The sequence below is a fragment of the Clavibacter michiganensis genome (assembly GCF_002151125.1).
GTDB classification, from domain to species: domain Bacteria; phylum Actinomycetota; class Actinomycetes; order Actinomycetales; family Microbacteriaceae; genus Clavibacter; species Clavibacter michiganensis_C.
The window spans coordinates 441,539-461,103 of the sequence record NZ_MDJZ01000016.1 but is presented as its reverse complement, the minus strand read 5'-3'; the positions used below and the strand labels follow the sequence as shown (position 1 = coordinate 461,103).

The following is a 19,565-nucleotide window of genomic DNA, read 5'->3' as shown; positions in this document are numbered from 1 at the left end:
GGTGGGCCTCGGCCCCGTCGTCGGCCGCGCTGCGGGCGCGTCCTCCCAGTGTGCGACCATGCTCTCATCGGATGCGCTGAACGTTTCCGATGATCATCGTGCGGTCCTGCCGATGATTCCACGCTCGCCTGAGATCCCGGGGAGGCGCACGTGCTCGAGATGCGACGGCTGCGGCTCCTGCGCGAGCTCAAGCTCCGCGGCACGATCGGCGCGGTCGCCGACGCGCTCTCGTTCAGCCCGTCGTCCGTGTCGCAGCAGCTCTCGCAGCTGGAGCGTGAGGCGGGCGTCACGCTGCTGCGCCGCGTCGGCCGGCGGGTGGTGCTCACGCCGCAGGCCGAGATCCTCGTGGAGCACACGACCGCGCTGCTCGAGCGGCTGGAGCGGGCCGAGACCGAGGTGAACGCGTCGCTCGCGAACGTGTCCGGCACCATCCGCGTGGCCGCATTCCAGTCGGCGCTCCTCGCGCTCGTGCCGCCCGCGCTCACGATCCTCCGCGACGACTACCCGGACCTCCGGGTGGAGATCACGATGCGCGAGCCCGAGTCGGGCCTCCACGACGTGTGGGCGCGCGACCACGACCTCGTCATCGCCGAGCAGTACCCGGCGCACGCGGCACCGCGGCCGGCCGACCTCGACCGCGAGGAGCTGTGCGTGGATCCGCTCCGCCTCGGCCTCCCGCCCGGCCGCGACGACGTCCGCTCGATCTCGGACGCGCGCCGCCTGCCGTGGGTGATGGAGCCCGCGGGCACCGCGTCCCGCCACTTCGCCGAGCAGGTGTGCCGGGTCGCGGGCTTCGAGCCGGACGTCCGGTACGTCACGGCCGACCTGCAGGCGCACATCGACCTCGTGCGCGGCGGGCACGCGGCATCCGTGCTGCCCGACCTCGTCTGGGCGGGGCGCGAGCCGGACGTGCGGCTCATCGGCCTGCCCGGCTCGCCGCGGCGGACCGTCTTCACGTCGTCGCGGGTCGGCAGCCTCGACCGGCCGGGGATCCGCGCCTGCCGCGACGCCCTCGCGCGCGCGGTCGAGACCATGGGGCCCGGCGCGGGCTGACCCGGATCGCGCGCTCGACCGGGCGCGGACGACGACGGGCCCGGATCCGCACGGGATCCGGGCCCGTCGTCGCGGGGCGCGAGCGGTCAGCCGGCGGGCGGGCCGTCCGCGAGCCGGGCGTCGTCCTGGGCCTCGCCCGTCGCCGCCTTCCCGGCGGGCTTCCGCCGTCCGGTCACCACGATGAGCACGACGGCGGCCGCCGCGAGCACGACGATCCCGATGCCCACGCCGACGATGACGCCGAGGTAGGGCGCGATGCCCTGCTCCTGGCCGGCCGCGGTGCCCGGGTCCTCGCCGGACGAGGTCGCGCCGGGTCCGGCCGCCCCCTCCTGCGGCGCCGCGCAGCCGGGCCCGTCGGGCGTGCCCGCCGACGCCGTCGCGCCCGCGGGCGCCTGGTACGTGAACGCGATCGAGTCGGAGACCGGGTGCCCGTCCGCCGAGACCACGCGCCACGTGACCGTGTACTCGCCGGATCCGCCGAGCGCCACGGGCACCGTGACCGCGCGCCCGGAGTCGGTCGCGCAGCCGGTCTCGAAGTGCGTGCCCTGCCCGTCGGGCCCGGTCACCTGCACGACGGACGAGCCGCCTGCGGGCGCGGACCCGGTCGACGCGTCGCCGGCCTCACCGCCGTCGCCGCCCGCGCCGCCCGCGGCCGCGAGGTCGAGGATCACGTCGTTGAAGGTCAGCGTGACCTCCGACGGCGGCGCGTCGATCGTGGATCCGGCCGCGGGCGAGCTCGACACGAGGTAGTTGTGCGCGGACGCCGACAGCGCGCCGTCGGGGCCGCTCCCCTGCGCGAGCCCGACGAAGGCGAGCGCGCCCGTCGCGAGCGCGGCGCCGACGACCGCCGCGGCGAGCCGCCGGAGCGGGCGTCGGCCGGTGCGGACGCGGATCCGGTCCCCGGGCGTCACGCCTGGCCGCCGCCCTCGCGGCGCACCCGGGTGAGCGCGAAGACCGCGACGACGACCGCGACCGCGCCGAGGGCGAGCCCGCCCACGCCGAGGCCGACCGCGACCGCGCTGTTCGTGGCGACCGAGTCGGTGGACGCCGTCGTGACGGACGCGTCGGGCGCGGGCGTGGTCGTCATCGCGCTCATGGAGTCGGCGGGCGGGGCGTCGTCGACGTAGAGCGTGGGGGCGGGGTGCTCCGGCTCCTCGCCGGACGCCGGGGTGGCCTGGTCCCAGTCGACGACGGATCCGTCCGAGTAGCCCTGGTGCGCCGGGAGCATGATGCTGCCGGTGTCGGGCACGGGACCGACCGAGACGGTGAAGCGCTGGAACTCGCCGGACCGGAGGCCCACGCCGTCGTCGGCGGTCCAGGTCACCTCGACGGGCGCGTCCGTGATGGTCGCGTCGTCCGTCTTCACGGGGGTGTCGAGCGCCTCCGTCGTGACCTTCGCGGTCCAGCCGGGCACGGGCTCGGTGGAGAGGCTCGAGAAGGGGGTGTCCTTCGGCAGGTCGACCGTGACGCTCGTGGTGGTCGCGGTGGCGGACTCGGTGGGGACCTTGAAGGTCAGCGTGCTGTAGCTGCCGGCGGCCGCCTGGTCGGGCGAGACGCGCACGTGCGCGGACGCCGCGAGCGGCACGGCGACGGCGAGCGCTACGCCGCCGACGAGCGCGGTGACCGAGCGGAGGATCCGGCGGCGGGAGGCGGGGAGGGTTGAGCGGGTCATGGCATGTCCTGTTCCGGGCCGCGCAGGGCGGCCCCGAGAGCGGACGCGGCGGTGCCGGCGTCCGGTGGGGAGAGGGAGGGGCGGGCGATGCACGGGCATCGCGTCCGCGGCGCGAGCGGGCTCGCGCGGGAGGCCGGGATCCGGCCGGCGCGTCAGGCCGCGGCGAGGGCGAGGGCGAGCTGGTGCGTGCGCGGCGGTCCGCGGTGACGCAGGCGGCCGAGCCGGGCGCAGAGGTCGCGCAGCGGGCACGGGGCGCGGAGGGCCCGGGCGAGCGCGGTGCCGCGTCGCCCCTCGGGCCGGAGGAACGGGATCGCGAGCGCGAGCACGACACGGAGCGCGGAGGCCGCGAGGAGCGCCCGGATCGCGGCCTCGCCGTGGCGCAGCGCGAGCACGGTGACGACGAGGGCGGCGCCGTGGGAGAGGAGCATGCCGGGATCGAGCAGGCCCGACGCCCCGGTCGCCCCGGTCGCCGGCGCATCGAGGCCCGGGAGCGCGAGCGGGGTCGTGCCGTGCCCCATGCCCGCGTGCGGATCCGCCGGGACGGCCCGGCCGGTCGCGTCGCCCGCCGCCGTGAACAGACCGTGGAACAGCAGCTGGCTGACGCCCACCGCCGCGGTGAGCCGCCACAGCGAGGTGCGCGCGCCGGCCAGCGCGATGGCGGCGAGCGACGCGAGCGCGAGGCCGAACGCGACGACGCCCCACGCCGGAGCGGCCCCGCCGCCGGCCTCGTGGAAGAGGGCGGCCACGAACGTGGCGGTGGTGGATGCGGCGAGCCCCCGGATCACGCGCTGGACGCGCGGCGGGATCGGGGACGGAGCGGGCATCGCCAGCGAGTGTAGATGAGCGGCCCGGGAGGACGCGGCGACGGCGGGACGCCCGCCGCCGCCGCCGCGCCTCGCCCTACTGCGGCGGGTGCGCCGGGTCGAAGACCCGTGTCGTCGGGATGTCGGCGTACGCGCCGAGCCCCCCGTCCCCGTAGCCCCGGTCGAGCTCCGAGGTGTCGCCGTCGAAGTCGAGCTTCACGGTCGGCCCGAGCGTCCCGCCGCGGCGGAACGAGTCCTTCGAGCCCACCGCGTCGATGAACGACTCCACCAGCCCGCCCGGGAGGATGTAGCTCGAGTACGCCTGGAACGCGCCCGGCGTCTGGTTGTAGTCGGGCGCGTACGCGGTGCCGCCCGCGTAGTTCAGGTTCGTCGGGTTGCCGAGCACGAGGCCGGATCCGCCGTTCATGGGCTTGTAGTCGCTGCGGAGGCCGTTCCCCACGAAGCCGTACACGCCCTCGGGGCCGTCGATGCCGTTGGCGAACGTCGACCGGTGGCTGATCGTGAACAGGTAGTGCTTGCCGTCCTGGATCATCACCTCGGGCCGCTCGGTCTGGTCGGTGACGCATGCCGACTCGAGGAGCGGATCGAGGTAGTGCCACTTCGTGAGGTCGGCGTCGTCCGCGACCGCCAGGCCGATGGACGCCATCTGCAGGTTCGCGCCGGTGGCGGTGACCTCCTTCGGGTCCTCCGCCTTCGGGTCGCCCTTCCGGTACCCGAGGTCGGTCTCGTCGCACTGCTGCTCGCCGCGCTTCCCGGCCACGTTGGCCTCGAAGACCATGTACGTCTTGCCCCGGTGGTCCGGATCCGTGAACGTGAACGGGTCGCGGAAGTTCACGAACGGGTTCTGGTCCTTCGTCTGGTACCGCTGCCCGTCGGGCCGCAGGAGCGGCGTCACCGTCTCGAAGCCGGCGGTCTTCACCGCGCCGTCCACCTTCTCGATGCGCCCCTCGCTGAGCGAGATCACCGGGTCGGCGGGCTTCACGTCCTGGCCCTTCGCGTCGCGGTAGAACGCCACGTCGGTGAAGAACAGCTTGACCGTGCCGTCGGCCATGATCCGCGCGGATCCCGACCACTCGGCCTGCTGCGTGAACGACTGGTCGGGGAAGATGCCGTCCGTCACGCCGTCGCCGAAGACGTTCCCCTGGTAGGTCCAGCCGCCGTTCTCGGGCCGCTGCTCCGCCGGGATCCCCGTGGGCCGGGTGAAGTAGCCGATCTTCGCGGACGTGTGCCGGTCGTCGAACGACAGGGTGCGCGGGGCCGTGAGCGCGAAGATCACGTCGTAGCCGTCGACGCTGTAGGTCTGGCCGGACGAGTCCGTGAGCGGCCAGGTGTCCCACACGTACGCCTGGTCGGTCATGGACGGGAAGTCCTCCGGCACCTGCGGCATGGTCTGCGCCTCCGGCATGGAGTTCTGCCGGGGCGGCGCGGTCGGATCGGACAGCTTCGCGATCTGCTTGGCGTCCGCCCGGGTCCAGTGGGCCGTGAAGTCGTCCTCGGGCGCGTACGCCTCCTGCGTGTGGACGGTGGGCCGGGGCGGCGTCGTGCCCGCGGCCTGGGCGGATCCGCCGGCGAGCAGCGCGGACGCCACCACCAGGGTCGCCGCGGCGGACGCGGACAGCCCGCGTCTGATTCTCTTGGTCACCTGTTCTCACTCTCGTTCTCGTGTCGATGAGTCCGATCGCGACGCGCGGTGCACGCTCCCCCGGTCGGCGAGCATAGGGGGTCCGCGGCGGCCGGCGTGCCCCCGCTCGGGGGTGGGGAGGGATCCCGGGCGTGTCCCCCGAACGGGGTGGACGCGGCCCGTCGGAGCCGGTACCGTCGCAGCTCGGTCGTGCGGCGGTGCATGCTCTCCCGCTCCGCTCCGCCACCCGTCTGCCCCCGAACGCCGCACCGCGAGGAGTCCGACGACATGACCGCAGCCCCGTCGCGCCCGCCCGCCGCGGGCATCGCCGCGCGCGTGCGCGACCGCATCCGCCCCCTCGCCCGCCGCCATCGCCGCGCCCTCGTCGCCGCCGTCGCGATCCTCCTGGTCGTCGCCCTCGTCGTCGCCGTGCGCGGCATCACCGGCGCCGACCGCGGACCCGTCGCGCCCCCGCCGCCCGCGCCCCGCGCCGCCGACGACGGCATCCACATCCGCCCGTCGGGCGAGTTCATGAACGACCCGCAGCGCCCCTTCCTGCTCGACGGCGTCTGGCACGCCTACGCGCTCGTCAACGCCGACCACCCGGGCGGCAACGGATCCTCGTGGCGGCACTACACGTCCGCCGACCTCGTCTCGTGGCACGACGAGGGCGTCGCCATCGACAAGTACGACACCCCGCTCGGCGACGCGGAGACCGGCAGCGTCGTGGTCGACACCGCGAACACGTCCGGCCTCGGCGCCGGCACGGTCATCGCGATCCTCACGCAGCAGTCCGACGGCGTGCAGCGGCAGTCGCTGTACTCCTCCACCGACGGCGGCTACCGGTTCCAGCCGTACGCGCAGAACCCCGTCCTGGACAACCCGGGCGGCCCCGACTTCCGCGACCCGAAGGTCGTCTGGGACGCCGAGCACGGACGGTGGAGCATGGCGCTCGCGGAGGGCCGGCGCATCGGCTTCTACACGTCGCCCGACCTCGTCCACTGGAACTACCGCTCCGACTTCGCGCGCGACGACCTCGGCACGCTCGAGACACCGGACGTGTTCCCGATCGCGAGCGCCGAGGAGCCCGGCCGCGTGCGCTGGGTCCTCGGGGTCGGGGCGGACGGCGCCGACCAGGGCCGCGGGACGGGCTACGCGTACTGGGTCGGCGACTTCGACGGCGAGCGCTTCGTCCCGGACGACGACGCACCCCGCTGGCTCGATGCGGGCAGCGACTTCTACGCGGGCGTCACGTGGGCGGATCCGGCCGACGGCGCCGCGCCCACCCGCCGCTACGCCATGGGCTGGACGAGCAGCTGGGCCTACGCGGGACGACTGCCGCTGCGGGACGGCGGCTCGGGCGGCGGCCAGTCGCTGGTGCGCGAGCTGCATCTGGTGCCCGACGGCGACGGCTGGGCGCTGCGCTCGGCCCCGCTCGACGCCCTGTCCGCGCGCGAGGGCGACGCCCGGCCCATCCCGGACGCGCGCGTCGACGCCGCGACCCCGCTCGCCGACGCCCCGGACGGCCCGTCGCGCCTCCGCCTCGCGCTCACGCCCGACCCGGCGGATCCCGCGCGCGAGACCCGCGTGCGCCTCGCCTCCCCCGAGGGCGGCACCGTCACGGTCGGCTACGACGCGGAGCGCCGGCAGGCGTTCGTCGTGCGCGACGACGACCCGGACGGGATCATGCCCGACGCCTACGACCGGCCGGCGACGGCGCCGCTCCCGGATGCGGCGGACGGGGATCCGGTCACGCTCGACGTCGTCGTGGACGACTGCACGCTCGAGGTCTTCGTCGACGGCGACGCCGCCGTGCTCACGACCGCGACGGTCGGGACGCTCGACGGCGCCGGCCTCACCGTGGAGGCCGTCGACGGCACGACGCGCGTGTCCGACGCGAGCTGGACGCCCTTCGACGCGGATGCGTGACGGGACGCCGCGGGATCAGGCCGCGGCCTCGTCCTCGTCGAGCGCGCCGGTGAGCCGTCCCACCACGTCGTCGAGCGCGTCGCGCAGGGCCTCGAGCTCGGCGACGGTCAGGCCCGTGCGCTCCGCGGCCCGCGCGGGGACGTCGAGCGCGCGCTCGCGGAGGTCGCGACCGGCGGTCGTGAGGGAGACCACCACGATGCGCTCGTCGGCGCGGCTCCTGGCCCGGTCGACGAACCCGGCGCCCTGGAGGCGCTTGAGCAGCGGGGTGAGCGTCGCGGGCTCGAGCTGCAGGGTGGACCCGAGGTCGGAGATCGAGCGCTCGTCCCGCTCCCAGAGCGCGAGCATCACGAGGTACTGCGTGTGCGTGAGGCCGAGCGGCTCGAGGATCGGCCGGTAGACGGCCACGACCGTGCGGGCCGCGACCACCGCCTGGAAGCAGACCTGGCTCTCGAGCGCCAGGGGATCCGTCGTCGTCATCGCGTCCTCCTCGACCGGTGCCGTGCACCGCTCCGTGATCTGCCTAGATGCTACGCAACCGGGGAAATGCGTGCGACCGGCGGGGCCGGGCCGCCGGCGCGGATCAGCCCGCGACGACGAGCTCGACGTTGATGCCGTCCGGGTCCTGCACCGAGAGGATCGACATGCCCCCGGGGAGGTCGATGACCTCGCCGTGGGCGATGCCGCGCTCCTCGAACAGCGCGGCGGCGCGGACGAGGTCGTCGCGCGAGCCGACCTGGAGGCTCACGTGGTCGAGGCCGCGGGCCGCGGGGTCGAACGCGGAGCCGTCGCCCTCGATCGGCCGGAGGCCGAGCAGCTGCGAGCCGACGCCGTAGATCACGCCGCCGAAGTACTGCGACGGGTCCTCGCGCACGGCGGGATCGGCCGGGTCGCCCTCGCTCTCGATGGCGGGGGTGAGCCCGAGCACGCCCTCGTAGAACGCGCGCGAGCGGGCGAGGTCGGTGACGGAGAGGCGCACGTGGTGCACGCCGGTGATGGAGTCGAGGGCTGCGGTGGTCGCGGTGGTGTCGGTCATGCTCCGACGCTAGGACGGTCCGCGCCGCGCGTCCCCGCCCCCTTCGGATTCCGACCACGGCTCCCAGGCCGCGCCCAGACGGGACGCCTCCCCACGCGGTCAGTCGTGCAGGTCGATGCCCCAGGTGCCGGACCACTCGGATCCGGGCGCGAGCGTGATGAGGCCGTCGCCCGAGTTGAACGCGTCGGCCGGCGCCGTCATCGGCTCGACCGCGACCGCCCAGACGTGCCCGTCCGCGACGGGGTACCACGGCGTCACGAAGACCTGCCAGTAGGTGAACTCGCCGTCGGCCCAGATCTCGGTGCGCCGGCCGTCGGGCGCCTGCACGCCGTGACGGGTGACGCCGTCGACCACGCGGGCGTCGGCCCACGCGTCGTCGAGCTGCGCGTCGCGCACGCGGACGCCCTGGCGCAGGTCGTAGCGGGTGCCCTCGACCGGGGTCTGGACGCCCGTGGGGTTGAGGCGCACGGGATCCACCTCGATGTGGGTGGGCGCGTCGATGACGACCTCGAGGTCCTCCGTGGGCACGTCGCCGACGCGGAGGAAGGGGTGCGTGCCGACGGCGACGGGCGCGTCCGCGGAGCCGACGTTGCGGATGCCGTGGGTGACGCGGACGCCGGAGCCCGTGAGCTCGTAGCGCACGGTCGTCTCCAGGGCGAACGGGTAGCCGCGCTGCGGGTGGACGTCGGCGGCGAGCGTGATCGAGACGTCGTCGCGCTCCGCGAGGCGGTACGGCGCGTTCTCGAGGAGGCCGTGGATCGCGTTCTCGCGGTCGACCTCGGTGATGTCGAGCTGGTGGGTGACGCCGTCCCGCTCCCAGACGCCGTCGCGGATCCGGTTGGGCCAGGGGGCGAGCACGATGCCGCTGCAGAAGGGGGGACGGGCCTCGTCGGGGTAGGACTGCACGAGGTCGACGCCGTCGACCTGGAGCACGCGGAGCGCGGCCCCGACCTCCGCGATCACGATGCGCTGGGAGCGGCCGTCCACCTCCGCGGTGAGCTCGTGCTGCTGGCCGGTGGGGAGGCGGGGGGAGTACGACACGTCTTCGGGCACCCGCCGAGCCTATCCGTACCGCGCGCTGTGGCGCCTCCCAGGGGCACGAGCGGGCGGCTCCCTAGGATCGTCCGCATGGCCCGGCATGAGAACGAGAAGGTACGCGCGATCCGCGAGAAGGCACGCATCGAGAGGGCCCTCGACGACCGGCGCCGCAAGCGCCGCCGCCTCATCACCCAGTTCTCCGTCGCGGGCGGCCTCGTCGTCGTCATCGCGGCCATCGCCGGCGGCGTCTACCTCCTCGGGCAGTCGCAGGCGGCGAGCGCCGCGGGCCCCGTCCAGGACACGACCGCGGCGCTGTCCACCGGCGACCAGGTGCGCATCGCGACCGAGCCCACCGGCGTCAGCGTCGGCGCGGCGGACGCCCCCGTCACCATGGACGTCTTCGAGGACTACTCCTGCCCCCACTGCGCGCAGTACGAGGCCGAGACCGGCCCGCTGCTCGACCGGATCGCCGCCACGGGCCAGGTGCGCATCGTGTACCACCCCATCCAGATCGTCACGAAGTACGGGCAGGTCGCGGGCAGCGCCGCCGCATGCGTCCTGGCCGAGGAGCCCGACAAGTGGCCGGCCGTGCACTCGGCGCTCTTCGACAACCACTCGACCATCACCGACTCGTGGACCCACGCCGACTTCGTCACCTGGCTCACCACCGAGGGCGTGTCCTCGGACGCCGCGCGCACCTGCGTGGCCGAGGGGAAGTACTCGTCGTGGATCACGGGCAACACCTCCGACGCGACCTCGGCGGGCGTCACGGGCACGCCGACCCTGCGGATCCAGGGCGACATCGTCACGACGGTCGCCGGCCAGGACCTCGTGGACGCGCTCACGAAGGCCGGCGCGGACCTGCCCGAGGGCATCACCGCCGACAGCTGATCCGGCGTGCGGGGCCGCGGCGCTCAGTGCGCGCGGTGGTCCTGCACCGTCATGCGCGGGCCGAACCGCGGCTTCCGGAACCCGCTCGCCTCGATGAGCCGCATCACCCGCTGGCGGTGCCCGCGCCACGGCTCGAGCAGCTCCAGCATCCCGTCGTCGTCGACCGCGTGGCCGACGAGCGCCCACCCCACGGTGTCGTGCACGTGGTAGTCGCCGACGCTCACCGAGTCCGGATCGCCGTGGGCGCGCTGCGTGGTCTCCGCCGCCGTCCAGATGCCGACGCCCGGGATCGAGCGGAGGCGCCGAGTGATCTCCTCGCTCCCCCGGCCGAGCGCGAGCGTGCGCTCGAGGCCGGCCGCCGAGGTCGCGGCGGCGATGAGGGTGCGGGACCGCTTCGGATCCACGCCCGCGCGATGCCACTCCCACGACGGGATGAGGCGCCAGCGCTCGGGTGACGGGAGCACGCGCATGCCGACCGGGACGGGCCCGGGCGCGGGCTCGCCGTGCGCGAGGATCAGCTGCCGCCATGCGCGCCGGGCCTCCAGCCCCGTGACCTTCTGCTCGAGCACCGCCGACGCCATCGCCTCGAACACGTGGTTCGTGCGCATCAGCCGGAGCGCGGGCAGGCGGCGGTGCGCGTCGCGGAGGAGCGGGTGCGCGGAGACGTCGAGCCCGGACCAGTCGTCGCCCTCGCCGAGGAGCTCCGGCACGCCGGCGACGACCCACTCGGCGCCGGGGCCCCAGGCGCGCGCGTCGATGCCGCCGTCGGGGCGCGGATCCAGCCGGAGCGACGCGTTCCCGAGCGGCGTGCGGGCGGTCCGCCAGACGCCGACGCGTCGGGAGCCGGGCGGGGCCGGGTCCCAGCGGCAGGTGGGATCCACGACCCCGCGGAACAGCGGGCGCAGCACCAACCGGAGGTCGACCTCGCGGTCGGGGCGGTACGTCGTTCGCGCGTCGGGCGCCGTCACCTCCGCGCCGCCCTGGTCCATCCCCTCAGGGTACGCACGGCCGCCGACCCTCCTCGGCCGCGCCGGGCGCGCGTAGCGTCGGCCGCATGACCGACACCACGAACGACCACCAGGACGACCGCGCGCGCGTCGCCGAGCTCGTCAAGGGCGCCCGCATCGCGCTCCTCACCACCGTCAACGCGCACGGGCAGCTCGTCAGCCGCCCGCTCGCCAGCCAGGAGCGCGACTTCGACGGCGACCTCTGGTTCTTCACGCAGGACCCGAGCGACAAGACCGCCGAGATCCGCGCCGACGACCAGGTCAACGTGTCGCTGCAGTCCGGCGACGGGTTCCTCTCCATCGCCGGCACCGCGGAGATCACCCGCGACCGCGCGCGCATCGACGAGCTGTGGTCGACCGGCGCCGAGGCCTGGTTCGAGGGCGGGAAGGCCGACCCCACGGTCGCGCTGATCCGCGTCCACGCCGACGCCGCCGAGTACTGGTACCAGGACACCCCGAAGCCCGTCGCGCTCATCAAGTACGCGAAGGCCGCCATCACGGGCGAGCGCCCGAAGGACGTCGGGGAGCACGGCACCGTCGAGCTCTGATCGGCGCCCGCCGCGCGCGACGACGGCCCGGGCCCCGCGGGGTCCGGGCCGTCGCGCGTCCGGCGTCGGTCGCGCTAGCCGGCGACCGCCTCCGGCACGCCGGCGGCCGTCCCGTCGACCACGAGGTCGGCGCGGGCGCGCGTCTCCTCGATCATCACGGCGTTCGCCCCGTCGACGTCACGGGCCCACGCCGCCGCGGCGTCGGGGGCGCGGCCGCCCGCCGTGTGCCGGTCGACGAGCCGGGTGAACCGCGCGTCGGCGGGGGTCGCGCAGAACCACGCCTCGTCGAGCTCCGCGCGGAGCAGCCCCCACGGATCCTCGTCCACGAGCAGGTAGTTGCCCTCGACCACGACGAGCAGGGCGGCGGGCTCGACGGCGATGGCCCCCGCCACGCCCTCGTCGACGGCGCGGTCGAACGACGGCGCGTAGACGACGTGGTCCGTCTCCGCGCGGATCCGCCGCACGAGCGCGAGCACGCCCCAGCCGTCGAAGGTGTCGATCGCGCCCTTGCGGTCGTGGCGCCCGAGCCGGTCGAGCGTGCCGTTGGCGAGGTGGAAGCCGTCCATGGGCACGTACGCGGCGGTGCCCTCGCCCGCGAGCACGTCGACCCGCGCCACGAGCGCCCGCGCGAGCGTCGTCTTGCCGGCCCCGGGGCTGCCCGCGATGGCGAGGATCGCGCGGCGGCCGCCCTGCGCGAGGCCGAGAGCGCGGCGCGCGAGGGCGTCGAGGTCAGACGCCGGCACGGCTGCCCTCCAGCCCGGCGCGGAGGAAGTCCCCCGCGTGGCGGGCGAGGGCCGGCCCGTCGTCCCAGAGGTTCCGCCAGATGGCGAGGTCGTTGGACAGCGTCGGCGAGACGACGGCGGACGAGAACGACTCGAACGTGATGGCGCCGCGGTAGTCGATCTCCGCCAGGGCGTGGAAGAAGGTCGTGAAGTCGAGGTGCCCGCTGCCGAGGTAGCCCCGGTGGTTCTCGCCGATGTGCACGTAGCCGAGCCGGTCGCCGACGAGTCGCACGGGCCGGGCGAGGTCGTCCTCCTCGATGTTCATGTGATAGGTGTCCAGGTGGATGAGCACGTTGTCCGCCCCGATGTCGTCGGCGAGGCGCAGCGCGTCGGCGGCGGTGTTGATCACGTTCGTCTCGTAGCGGTTGCAGATCTCGAGCCCGAGCGTCATCCCGCGTCGTCCCGCGTCGGCGGCGAGGTCGGTCAGCACACCGACCACGTTGTCCCGCCCCTTCGCCGAGAGGGGCGCGCCGTACTTCCCGAGGGCGCTGTAGAGCGCGCCCGTGAAGTGCGTGCCGCCGAGCGCCTCGACCACGTCGAGGCTGTCGGCGAGGAGCTGCGCGCCGCGGGCGACGGTCTCCGGGTCCTCGCTCGACACGTCGGCGGAGAACGCGAGGCCGCGCGAGCACACGATGCCGAGCCCCGCCGCGTCGAGGGCCGCCTTCGCGTGGGCCGTGTCGAGGTTGACCACGTCGTGCAGCGAGAGCTCGAGCAGGTCGAAGCCGGCCGCCTTCGTCTGCTCGACCGTGTAGGTGATCTCGTCCGGGGTCGTGCCGCCGGCGAAGACGAGGGCGTGCACTCCGAGTGCGTTGGTGGGCATGGTTCTCCTGCTTTCTGGGTGGATGGGATCAGGCGCGGGTCGCCGCGGATGCCACGGCGCGGGCGGGCGGGACGGCGTCGAGCCGATCCGCGAGGAACCGGTGGCCCGCGGTCGCGACGGCGACGGGGTCCGACCAGAGCTCGCGCCACAGCGCGATGTCGTCGGCCACGGCCGCGCCCTGCACGGCCGGCGAGAACGTCTCGACGGTCAGCGGCCCGGCGAAGGACGCCGCGCGGAGTGCGGCGAGGAGGCCGTCCCAGTCGGTGCTGCCGGTGCCGAGCTCGCCGCGGTGGTTCTCCGAGGCGTGGATGTACGCGAGGCGGTCGCCGGCGTCGCGCACGGCGCTCGCGAGGTCGACCTCCTCCATGTGGGCGTGGAAGGCGTCGAGGTGCACGACGAGGTTCGTGGCCCCCACCTCCTCGATGAGCGCGACGGCCTGCGCCGCGGTGTTGAGGAGGTTGCTCTCGTAGCGGTTCACGTACTCCAGGCCGACGACGATGCCGTCGGCCGCCGCGCGGGCCGCGACGTCGCGGAGCACGCGGACGACGTTCGCCCGCTCGGCCGGGCCTCCGCGGCGGAGGTTCTTGCGCATGGCCGAGTGCGTGACGCCGCCCACGTACCCCGCGCCGATGCCGGCCGCGAACCGCACGGCGTCCGAGAGCCGGGCCTCCCCGCGCGCGGAGGCGGCCGGATCCGCGGTGTGGATTTCGGAGGCCGCATCGAGCGCGAGGGAGACGACCGCGTCGATGCGGTGCTCGTCGAGCAGCGCCGCCGTCTCCGCCGCCGAGGCCGACCCGTCGTCCTGGCCGGGCGCGGGGATCTCCACGAGGTCGTACCCGATGCCGGCGGCCGTCGCGATCGCGCGCCGCGCGGACCCTGGGGTCCAGTCGGGCGTGAGGAGGCCGGCGTGGACCCCGATCGGCGACGTCCGCGCGGGCGACGTACGGTGCATCCGGAGCGGCTCGCGCATCACGCGGCCTTCGCGCCGGTGATGAGCTCGACGAGCTCGGGGCCCGACGTCTCGGTCGTGCGGCGCTCGGCGACGGCGAGGCCCGCTCGCATCACCCAGACCTGGTCGCTGAGGCGCATCACCTGGTCGAAGTTATGGCTGATGAGGAGCACGGCCACGCCGGAGTCGCGGAGCTTGAGGATGATCTTCTCGACGCGCGCGGTCTCCTGCACGCCGAGCGCCGCGGTCGGCTCGTCCATGATCACGATGCGGCTCCCCCAGCCCGCGGCGCGCGCGATCGCGACGGCCTGGCGCTGTCCGCCGGACAGGCGACGCACCCGGCTCGTGACGGGCGGCACGTTCACGGCGAGGTCGCCGAGGAGGTCCTGGGCCGTCTTGCGCATCTTCGCCCTGTCGAGGAAGCGGATGCCCGGGATCCCCTTCACGAGCTCGCGGCCGAGGAAGAAGTTCTGCCAGACCGTGAGGTCCTCGACGAGGGCGAGGGTCTGGTGGACCGTCTCGATGCCGCCGTCGCGGGCCTGCAGCGGCGTGCCGAAGGACACGGCCTCGCCCTCGAGCGTGATGGTGCCGGAGTCCGGCGGGTGGACGCCCGAGAGGCAGCGCACGAGCGTGGACTTGCCGGCGCCGTTGTCGCCGATGAGGGCGGTGATCTCGCCGCGGCGCATCCGCATGGTCGCGCCCTTGAGCGCGTGGACGCCGCCGAAGGACTTCGTGATGTCGCGGGCCTCGAGGAGGATGTCGTCGGTCATGGAGGGGCTCACTTCTTCTGGTAGCGCGTGATGAGTGCGGCGAGGACGACCACCAGGCCGACCGCGAGCGGCTGGTAGAACTGCGAGACGCCGAGCAGCGTCAGGCCGTTCGTGAGGGCGGTCAGGAGGAAAGCGCCGATGATGGGGCCGACGATCTTGGCCTTGCCGCCCGTGAGACTCACGCCGCCGAGCACGACCGCGGCGATGGAGTTGAGCAGGTACTGCGTGTTGATGGCGGGCTCCGCGGCGCCGACGCGCGCCACGAGGAGCAGCGCCGCGATGCCGGCGAGCCCCGCCGCGATGACGTAGACGGCGATGCGCACGCGTCCCGCCGCGATGCCGTTCGCGACGGCCGCCTCCTCGTCGCCGCCGACCGCCTGCACGTGGAGGCCGAAGCGCGTGCGGAACATGACGATCCAGGCGATGACGCCGATGACGGCCGCGAGGATGATCGGGTAGCCGACGATCCCGATCGACCCAGTCGTGAGGCGCAGCAGCTCCGGGCTCCCCACGGTGATCGGCTTGCCGTCGGAGGCGATGAGGGCGAGGCCCGTCGCGACCGAGAGCGTGCCGAGGGTCGCGATGAAGTCGGTGACCTTCCCCTTCGCGATGAGCAGGCCGTTGATCACGCCGATGGCACCCGCGAAGGCGAGGGCGGCGAGCGCCGAGGGCCAGAAGCCCCAGCCCGCGCCCCAGCCGATGCCGAAGCCGACGGCGCCGACCGTCATGGTCGCAGAGATCGAGAGGTCGATGCCGCCCGTCGTGATGACGAACGACTGCCCGACGGACAGGATCACGAGGATCGCCGCGGCGACGAGCATCGCCTTGACGTTGCCGAGGCTGAGGAACGTCGGCGTGAGGATCGAGAACACGATCACGAGGGCGACGAGGCCGATGGGGGCGGCGTTCTCCGCCCAGAAGGAGAGCTGGCGCAGCTGCGGGAGCCGGGCCGCTGGGGCGGTGTCGCTGCGCGGGGCGCGGGTGGGGGCGATGGTCATGCGGATCTCCGTGGGGCTCGGCGGTGCGGGCGCGGCGCGGCGCGCCGGAAGGGGCCACCGCGCCGGAGCGGGCGGGTGGCGGGAGGGAGGGTGCGGCGCTCCCGTGGAGCGCCGCACCGGGTCACTTCGCGGGGAGGAGCTCCGTGAGGGGGTTGTCGAACTCCTCGAACGGCTGCGGGAACGCGGCGATGGCGTCCGCGGCCTTGTCCGTCGTCACGAGCGCGGTGGGCGACTCCACGTCGGCGGGCAGGGTGCCGCCGGAGGTCGCGACCTCGCAGGCCTGCAGGCCGAGCTGGCCGATGGCGAACGGGTACTGGGCGACCGTCGCGGTGAGGCCGCCGGCCTCGACGCTCTCGAGGGCGTCCTTGTTGCCGTCGACGCTCACGACCTGGATCTGGCCGGTGCGCCCGGCGTTCTCCACCGCCTTGACGATGCCGAGGCCCATGTCGTCGTTCGCCGCGAAGAAGGCGGCGACGTCGGGCTCCGCCGCGATGATGTCGGTCGCCTTGGTGAGCGCGACCTCGCGCTTCCAGTCGGCCGCGGCCTCCTGCACGACGTCGAGGTCGGATCCGATCGCGGCCGTGAAGCCGTCGACGCGGGCGGCGCTCGTCACGTCGCCGGAGATCCCGCCGATGACGGCGACCTTCGCGCCGGCCGGCAGCGACCCCTTGAGGAAGTCGCCGGCCTTGCCGCCCGCGGCCTCGTTGTCGGTGCCGATGTACGTCGCGACGTCGAGGCTCGCAGCGGACACGGCGTCCGGGTCGAGCGGGCTGTCGATGTTGACGATGGTCTTCCCCGAGGCCGCGGCGAGCGCCTGCACGAGGTTGGTGCCGCTGATCGGATTGACGATGAGGCAGCCGAGGTCCTGTCCCGCGAGGGCGGTGAGCTTGTCGGCCTGGCCGGTGGTGTCGCCGATGTCGGCGGCGGCCTGGATGGAGACGTCGACGCCCTCCGCGTCGGCCGTGTCCTGGATCCCGTCCTCCATCGCCTGGAAGAAGGGATTGTCGAGCCCCTTGATCACGGCGGCGACCTTGGTGCTGGAGCTGCCGCCCGCGGCGCCGGCCTCGCCGGTCGAGCCGCCGGAGCAGGCGGCGAGGGACAGCGCGACGGCCGTCACCGGGACCAGGAGCGTGAGCGCCCGACGCGCCGACTTGGTGTGGGTCATCTTCATCCTCGGAGATATGGGGCACCACTGCGTGCCGCTAGATGCAAACTAGCGAGCCTTTCGTATTAGTGCAACACAAAAGTTCGTCCCCAGCGTGACGCGGACACTGGAAAGGCTACGATCGGTACGACGAGCGGGGCGATGAGCGGGGGATCCGATGAAGCAGACCGAGCAGGCGGCGCACCTGGCCGACGTCCTCGCCCTCTTCCGCGAGCACGGCGAGCTGTCGCGAACCGCGGTCATGGAGCGAACGGGCCTCAGCAGGTCGACGGTGAACCAGCGCCTGGCGACGCTCGTCGAGCGCGGGCTGCTGGTGCCCACGTCCGGCGGCGCGTCCACGGGCGGGCGCCCCTCCACCGTCTTCGCCGTCAACCTCGACGGCCCTGTCCTCCTCACCGCCGACATCGGGGCGAGCGGCCTCATCGCCGCCGCGTGCGACCTGCGCGGCACGCCGCTGCGTCGCGAGACGATCGAGGTCGACGTCTGGGACGGCCCGGCGGCCGTGCTCTCCCTCGTCGTCGCGGCCTTCGAGCGCCTCGTGTCGGACGGCCGCGTCGTCGGCATCGGGATCGGCGTGCCCGGGCCGGTCGAGTTCGCCGCCGGTCGCGTGCGCAACCCGCCGATCATGACCGGGTGGGACGGCTTCGACATCGCCGGCTTCCTCCAGGGGTCCTTCCCCGACGCGCCCGTGGTCATCGAGAACGACGCGAACGCGCGGGCCCGGGCCGAGGCCCACCACCATGGCGCGGACGACCTCATCAGCCTCAAGCTCGGCACGGGCATCGGCTCCGGCCTCGTCTTCAACGGGCAGACGATCCGCGGCGCGGTCGGCGCGGCGGGCGACGTCGGGCACACGCGGGCGGTCGCGGACGGCGTCGACACGTCCCCGCTCCCCTGCCGCTGCGGCAACTCGGGCTGCGTCGAGGCGTACGCGGGCGGCTGGGCGCTCGTACGGGACCTGTCCGAGGCGGACCCGTCCATCCGCCACGTGGCCGACGTGACCGCGGGAGTCCTCCGCGGTGACATGCGCGCGACGCAGGCCGTGCGCCAGGCGGGCCGGATCCTCGGCGAGGCCGTGGCCGACCTCGTCAACATCCTCAATCCGCGCATGATCGTGATCTCCGGCCAGCTCGGCGAGTGCGGCGAGGTGCTCATGTCCGGCCTCCGGGAGCGCGTGTACCTGCGGACGCACCCGCTCGCGACCCGGGAGCTGGTGATCCGCACGTCCGACCTCGGCGACCGCGCCGGGATCATGGGCCTCGCGCTGACGACGGCGGACCAAGTGTTCAGCCGCGAGCGCCTCGACCGCGTCCCCTCCCCAGTGCGGCTCGAGGAGGCGGAGGCGTGATACCGGTCCGCCCGCCTCGGCCGGAGCAGCGGGCCGTGCCCCATGATGGACGTGTGCGCATCGGAATCCTCACCTCAGGCGGAGACTGCCCCGGACTCAACGCGGTGATCCGCGGGGCGGTGCTCAAGGGAACGACCATCCACAAGCAGGAGTTCGTGGGCTTCCGCGACGGCTGGCGGGGCGTCGTCGACGGCGACGTCATGCCGCTCGCGCGCCGCGACATCCAGGGCATCGGCAAGCAGGGCGGCACGATCCTCGGCACCAGCCGCACCAACCCGTTCGAGGGCGACGGCGGCGTGGAGCGGATCCAGGAGAACCTCGACCGCCTCGGCATCGACGCGATCCTCGCCATCGGCGGCGAGGGCACGCTCGCGGCCGCGAAGCGCCTCACGGACGCGGGCCTCAAGATCGTCGGCGTCCCCAAGACCGTCGACAACGACCTCGACGCCACCGACTACACGTTCGGCTTCGACACCGCGGTGCAGATCGCGACCGACGCCATGGACCGCCTCCGCACCACGGGCGACTCGCACAGCCGCTGCATGGTGGCCGAGGTCATGGGCCGCCACGTCGGCTGGATCGCGCTGCACTCCGGCATGGCCGCCGGCGCGCACGCGATCCTCATCCCCGAGCAGAAGACGTCCATGGACGAGATCATCGCGTGGGTCCGCTCCGCGTACGACCGCGGGCGCGCGCCGCTGGTGGTCGTCGCGGAGGGCTTCGTGCCCGAGCACGCGTCGGACGCGCACGGCGAGCGCGGCCTCGACGCCTTCGGGCGCCCGCGCCTCGGCGGGATCGGCGAGCAGCTCGCCCCGATCATCGAGGAGCGCACCGGCATCGAGACCCGCGCCACGACCCTCGGCCACATCCAGCGCGGCGGGACCCCGTCGTCCTACGACCGCGTCCTCGCGACCCGCCTCGGCCTCGCCGCGGTCGACAGCGTGCGCGACGGCCACTGGGGCCGCATGGTCGCGCTGCGCGGCACCGACATCGTGCACGTGGGCTTCGAGGAGGCGCTCGGCCGCCTGAAGACCGTGCCGCAGCACCGCTACGACGAGGCCGCGATCCTCTTCGGCTGATCCGGGTCCGACGCCGTCGCTCGCGGCGCCGCCGCGCC

At 74.3% G+C, this 19,565-nt stretch carries 20 protein-coding genes; 6 read left to right on the top strand and 14 right to left on the bottom strand.

Going from position 1 to position 19,565, the window contains the following annotated elements; translation table 11 throughout:
• Positions 1–150 precede the first annotated feature (150 nt).
• Entirely contained in the window at positions 151–1,053 is a 903-nt protein-coding gene (locus BFL37_RS11685; protein WP_086515265.1) for a LysR substrate-binding domain-containing protein, read from the top strand.
• Positions 1,054–1,139: 86 nt separating this feature from the next.
• On the opposite strand, the gene BFL37_RS11680 is transcribed toward BFL37_RS11685, so the two are convergent.
• From BFL37_RS11680 to BFL37_RS11665, 4 genes are all read right to left on the bottom strand, one after another.
• Positions 1,140–1,964: a copper resistance CopC family protein gene (locus tag BFL37_RS11680; RefSeq protein WP_086515264.1), complete on the bottom strand. Its 825-nt coding sequence runs from the start codon at positions 1,962–1,964 to the stop codon at positions 1,140–1,142.
• Positions 1,961–2,725 (bottom strand): YcnI family copper-binding membrane protein, encoded by a 765-nt coding sequence (locus tag BFL37_RS11675; RefSeq protein WP_086515263.1) that lies wholly within the window; start codon positions 2,723–2,725, stop codon positions 1,961–1,963. The genes BFL37_RS11680 and BFL37_RS11675 overlap by 4 nt, the downstream gene beginning before the upstream one ends.
• A 152-nt stretch (positions 2,726–2,877) precedes the next feature.
• Positions 2,878–3,549 carry a hypothetical protein gene (locus BFL37_RS11670; protein ID WP_241534021.1) on the bottom strand — a complete coding sequence of 224 codons (672 nt, stop codon included), beginning with the start codon at positions 3,547–3,549 and terminating at the stop codon, positions 2,878–2,880.
• 76 nt (positions 3,550–3,625) lie between these two features.
• Positions 3,626–5,191, bottom strand: a complete 1,566-nt coding sequence (locus tag BFL37_RS11665) for a glycoside hydrolase family 68 protein (protein ID WP_086515261.1) — start codon at positions 5,189–5,191, stop codon at positions 3,626–3,628.
• A gap of 267 nt (positions 5,192–5,458) precedes the next feature.
• Between BFL37_RS11665 and BFL37_RS11660 the strand changes: the two genes are divergently transcribed.
• On the top strand, positions 5,459–7,099 hold the full coding sequence (locus BFL37_RS11660; protein WP_086515260.1) for a glycoside hydrolase family 32 protein: 1,641 nt from the start codon (positions 5,459–5,461) through the stop codon (positions 7,097–7,099).
• A 15-nt stretch (positions 7,100–7,114) separates the two neighbouring features.
• Here BFL37_RS11660 and BFL37_RS11655 read toward each other — a convergent pair whose 3' ends face one another.
• From BFL37_RS11655 to BFL37_RS11645, 3 genes are all read right to left on the bottom strand, one after another.
• Positions 7,115–7,576: a MarR family winged helix-turn-helix transcriptional regulator gene (locus BFL37_RS11655; protein WP_086515259.1), complete on the bottom strand. Its 462-nt coding sequence runs from the start codon at positions 7,574–7,576 to the stop codon at positions 7,115–7,117.
• Positions 7,577–7,679: 103 nt separating this feature from the next.
• The gene (locus BFL37_RS11650; protein WP_086515258.1) at positions 7,680–8,132 is read right to left on the bottom strand and encodes a VOC family protein; all 453 of its coding nucleotides are present in this window, start codon (positions 8,130–8,132) and stop codon (positions 7,680–7,682) included.
• Between the two features lie 99 nt (positions 8,133–8,231).
• On the bottom strand, positions 8,232–9,185 hold the full coding sequence (locus BFL37_RS11645) for an aldose 1-epimerase family protein (RefSeq protein ID WP_086515257.1): 954 nt from the start codon (positions 9,183–9,185) through the stop codon (positions 8,232–8,234).
• Positions 9,186–9,260: 75 nt separating this feature from the next.
• On the opposite strand from BFL37_RS11645, the gene BFL37_RS11640 reads away from it, so the two are divergent.
• Positions 9,261–10,061, top strand: a complete 801-nt coding sequence (locus BFL37_RS11640; RefSeq protein WP_086515256.1) for a thioredoxin domain-containing protein — start codon at positions 9,261–9,263, stop codon at positions 10,059–10,061.
• A gap of 23 nt (positions 10,062–10,084) precedes the next feature.
• Here BFL37_RS11640 and BFL37_RS11635 read toward each other — a convergent pair whose 3' ends face one another.
• Positions 10,085–11,050, bottom strand: coding sequence for a DNA-3-methyladenine glycosylase family protein (locus BFL37_RS11635; protein ID WP_086515255.1), 966 nt, complete (start codon positions 11,048–11,050; stop codon positions 10,085–10,087).
• A 65-nt stretch (positions 11,051–11,115) separates the two neighbouring features.
• On the opposite strand from BFL37_RS11635, the gene BFL37_RS11630 reads away from it, so the two are divergent.
• Entirely contained in the window at positions 11,116–11,616 is a 501-nt protein-coding gene (locus tag BFL37_RS11630) for a pyridoxamine 5'-phosphate oxidase family protein (protein WP_086515254.1), read from the top strand.
• 74 nt (positions 11,617–11,690) lie between these two features.
• Here BFL37_RS11630 and BFL37_RS11625 read toward each other — a convergent pair whose 3' ends face one another.
• The 6 genes from BFL37_RS11625 to BFL37_RS11600 form a co-directional block, all read right to left on the bottom strand.
• Positions 11,691–12,359 (bottom strand): nucleoside/nucleotide kinase family protein, encoded by a 669-nt coding sequence (locus tag BFL37_RS11625; protein ID WP_086515253.1) that lies wholly within the window; start codon positions 12,357–12,359, stop codon positions 11,691–11,693.
• Positions 12,346–13,218 (bottom strand): sugar phosphate isomerase/epimerase family protein, encoded by an 873-nt coding sequence (locus BFL37_RS11620; protein WP_086515252.1) that lies wholly within the window; start codon positions 13,216–13,218, stop codon positions 12,346–12,348. The genes BFL37_RS11625 and BFL37_RS11620 overlap by 14 nt, the downstream gene beginning before the upstream one ends.
• Before the next feature lie 28 nt (positions 13,219–13,246).
• Positions 13,247–14,188: a sugar phosphate isomerase/epimerase family protein gene (locus tag BFL37_RS11615; protein WP_086515251.1), complete on the bottom strand. Its 942-nt coding sequence runs from the start codon at positions 14,186–14,188 to the stop codon at positions 13,247–13,249.
• Positions 14,188–14,937, bottom strand: coding sequence for an ATP-binding cassette domain-containing protein (locus tag BFL37_RS11610; protein ID WP_086515250.1), 750 nt, complete (start codon positions 14,935–14,937; stop codon positions 14,188–14,190). The genes BFL37_RS11615 and BFL37_RS11610 overlap by 1 nt, the downstream gene beginning before the upstream one ends.
• An 8-nt stretch (positions 14,938–14,945) precedes the next feature.
• Positions 14,946–15,935 (bottom strand): ABC transporter permease, encoded by a 990-nt coding sequence (locus BFL37_RS11605; protein ID WP_086515249.1) that lies wholly within the window; start codon positions 15,933–15,935, stop codon positions 14,946–14,948.
• A 121-nt stretch (positions 15,936–16,056) separates the two neighbouring features.
• Positions 16,057–17,100 carry a substrate-binding domain-containing protein gene (locus tag BFL37_RS11600; protein ID WP_086515248.1) on the bottom strand — a complete coding sequence of 348 codons (1,044 nt, stop codon included), beginning with the start codon at positions 17,098–17,100 and terminating at the stop codon, positions 16,057–16,059.
• Between the two features lie 157 nt (positions 17,101–17,257).
• On the opposite strand from BFL37_RS11600, the gene BFL37_RS11595 reads away from it, so the two are divergent.
• Positions 17,258–18,448, top strand: coding sequence for an ROK family transcriptional regulator (locus tag BFL37_RS11595; protein WP_086515247.1), 1,191 nt, complete (start codon positions 17,258–17,260; stop codon positions 18,446–18,448).
• Between the two features lie 53 nt (positions 18,449–18,501).
• Positions 18,502–19,527, top strand: coding sequence for a 6-phosphofructokinase (locus BFL37_RS11590; RefSeq protein WP_043585234.1), 1,026 nt, complete (start codon positions 18,502–18,504; stop codon positions 19,525–19,527).
• Positions 19,528–19,565: the final 38 nt, after the last annotated feature.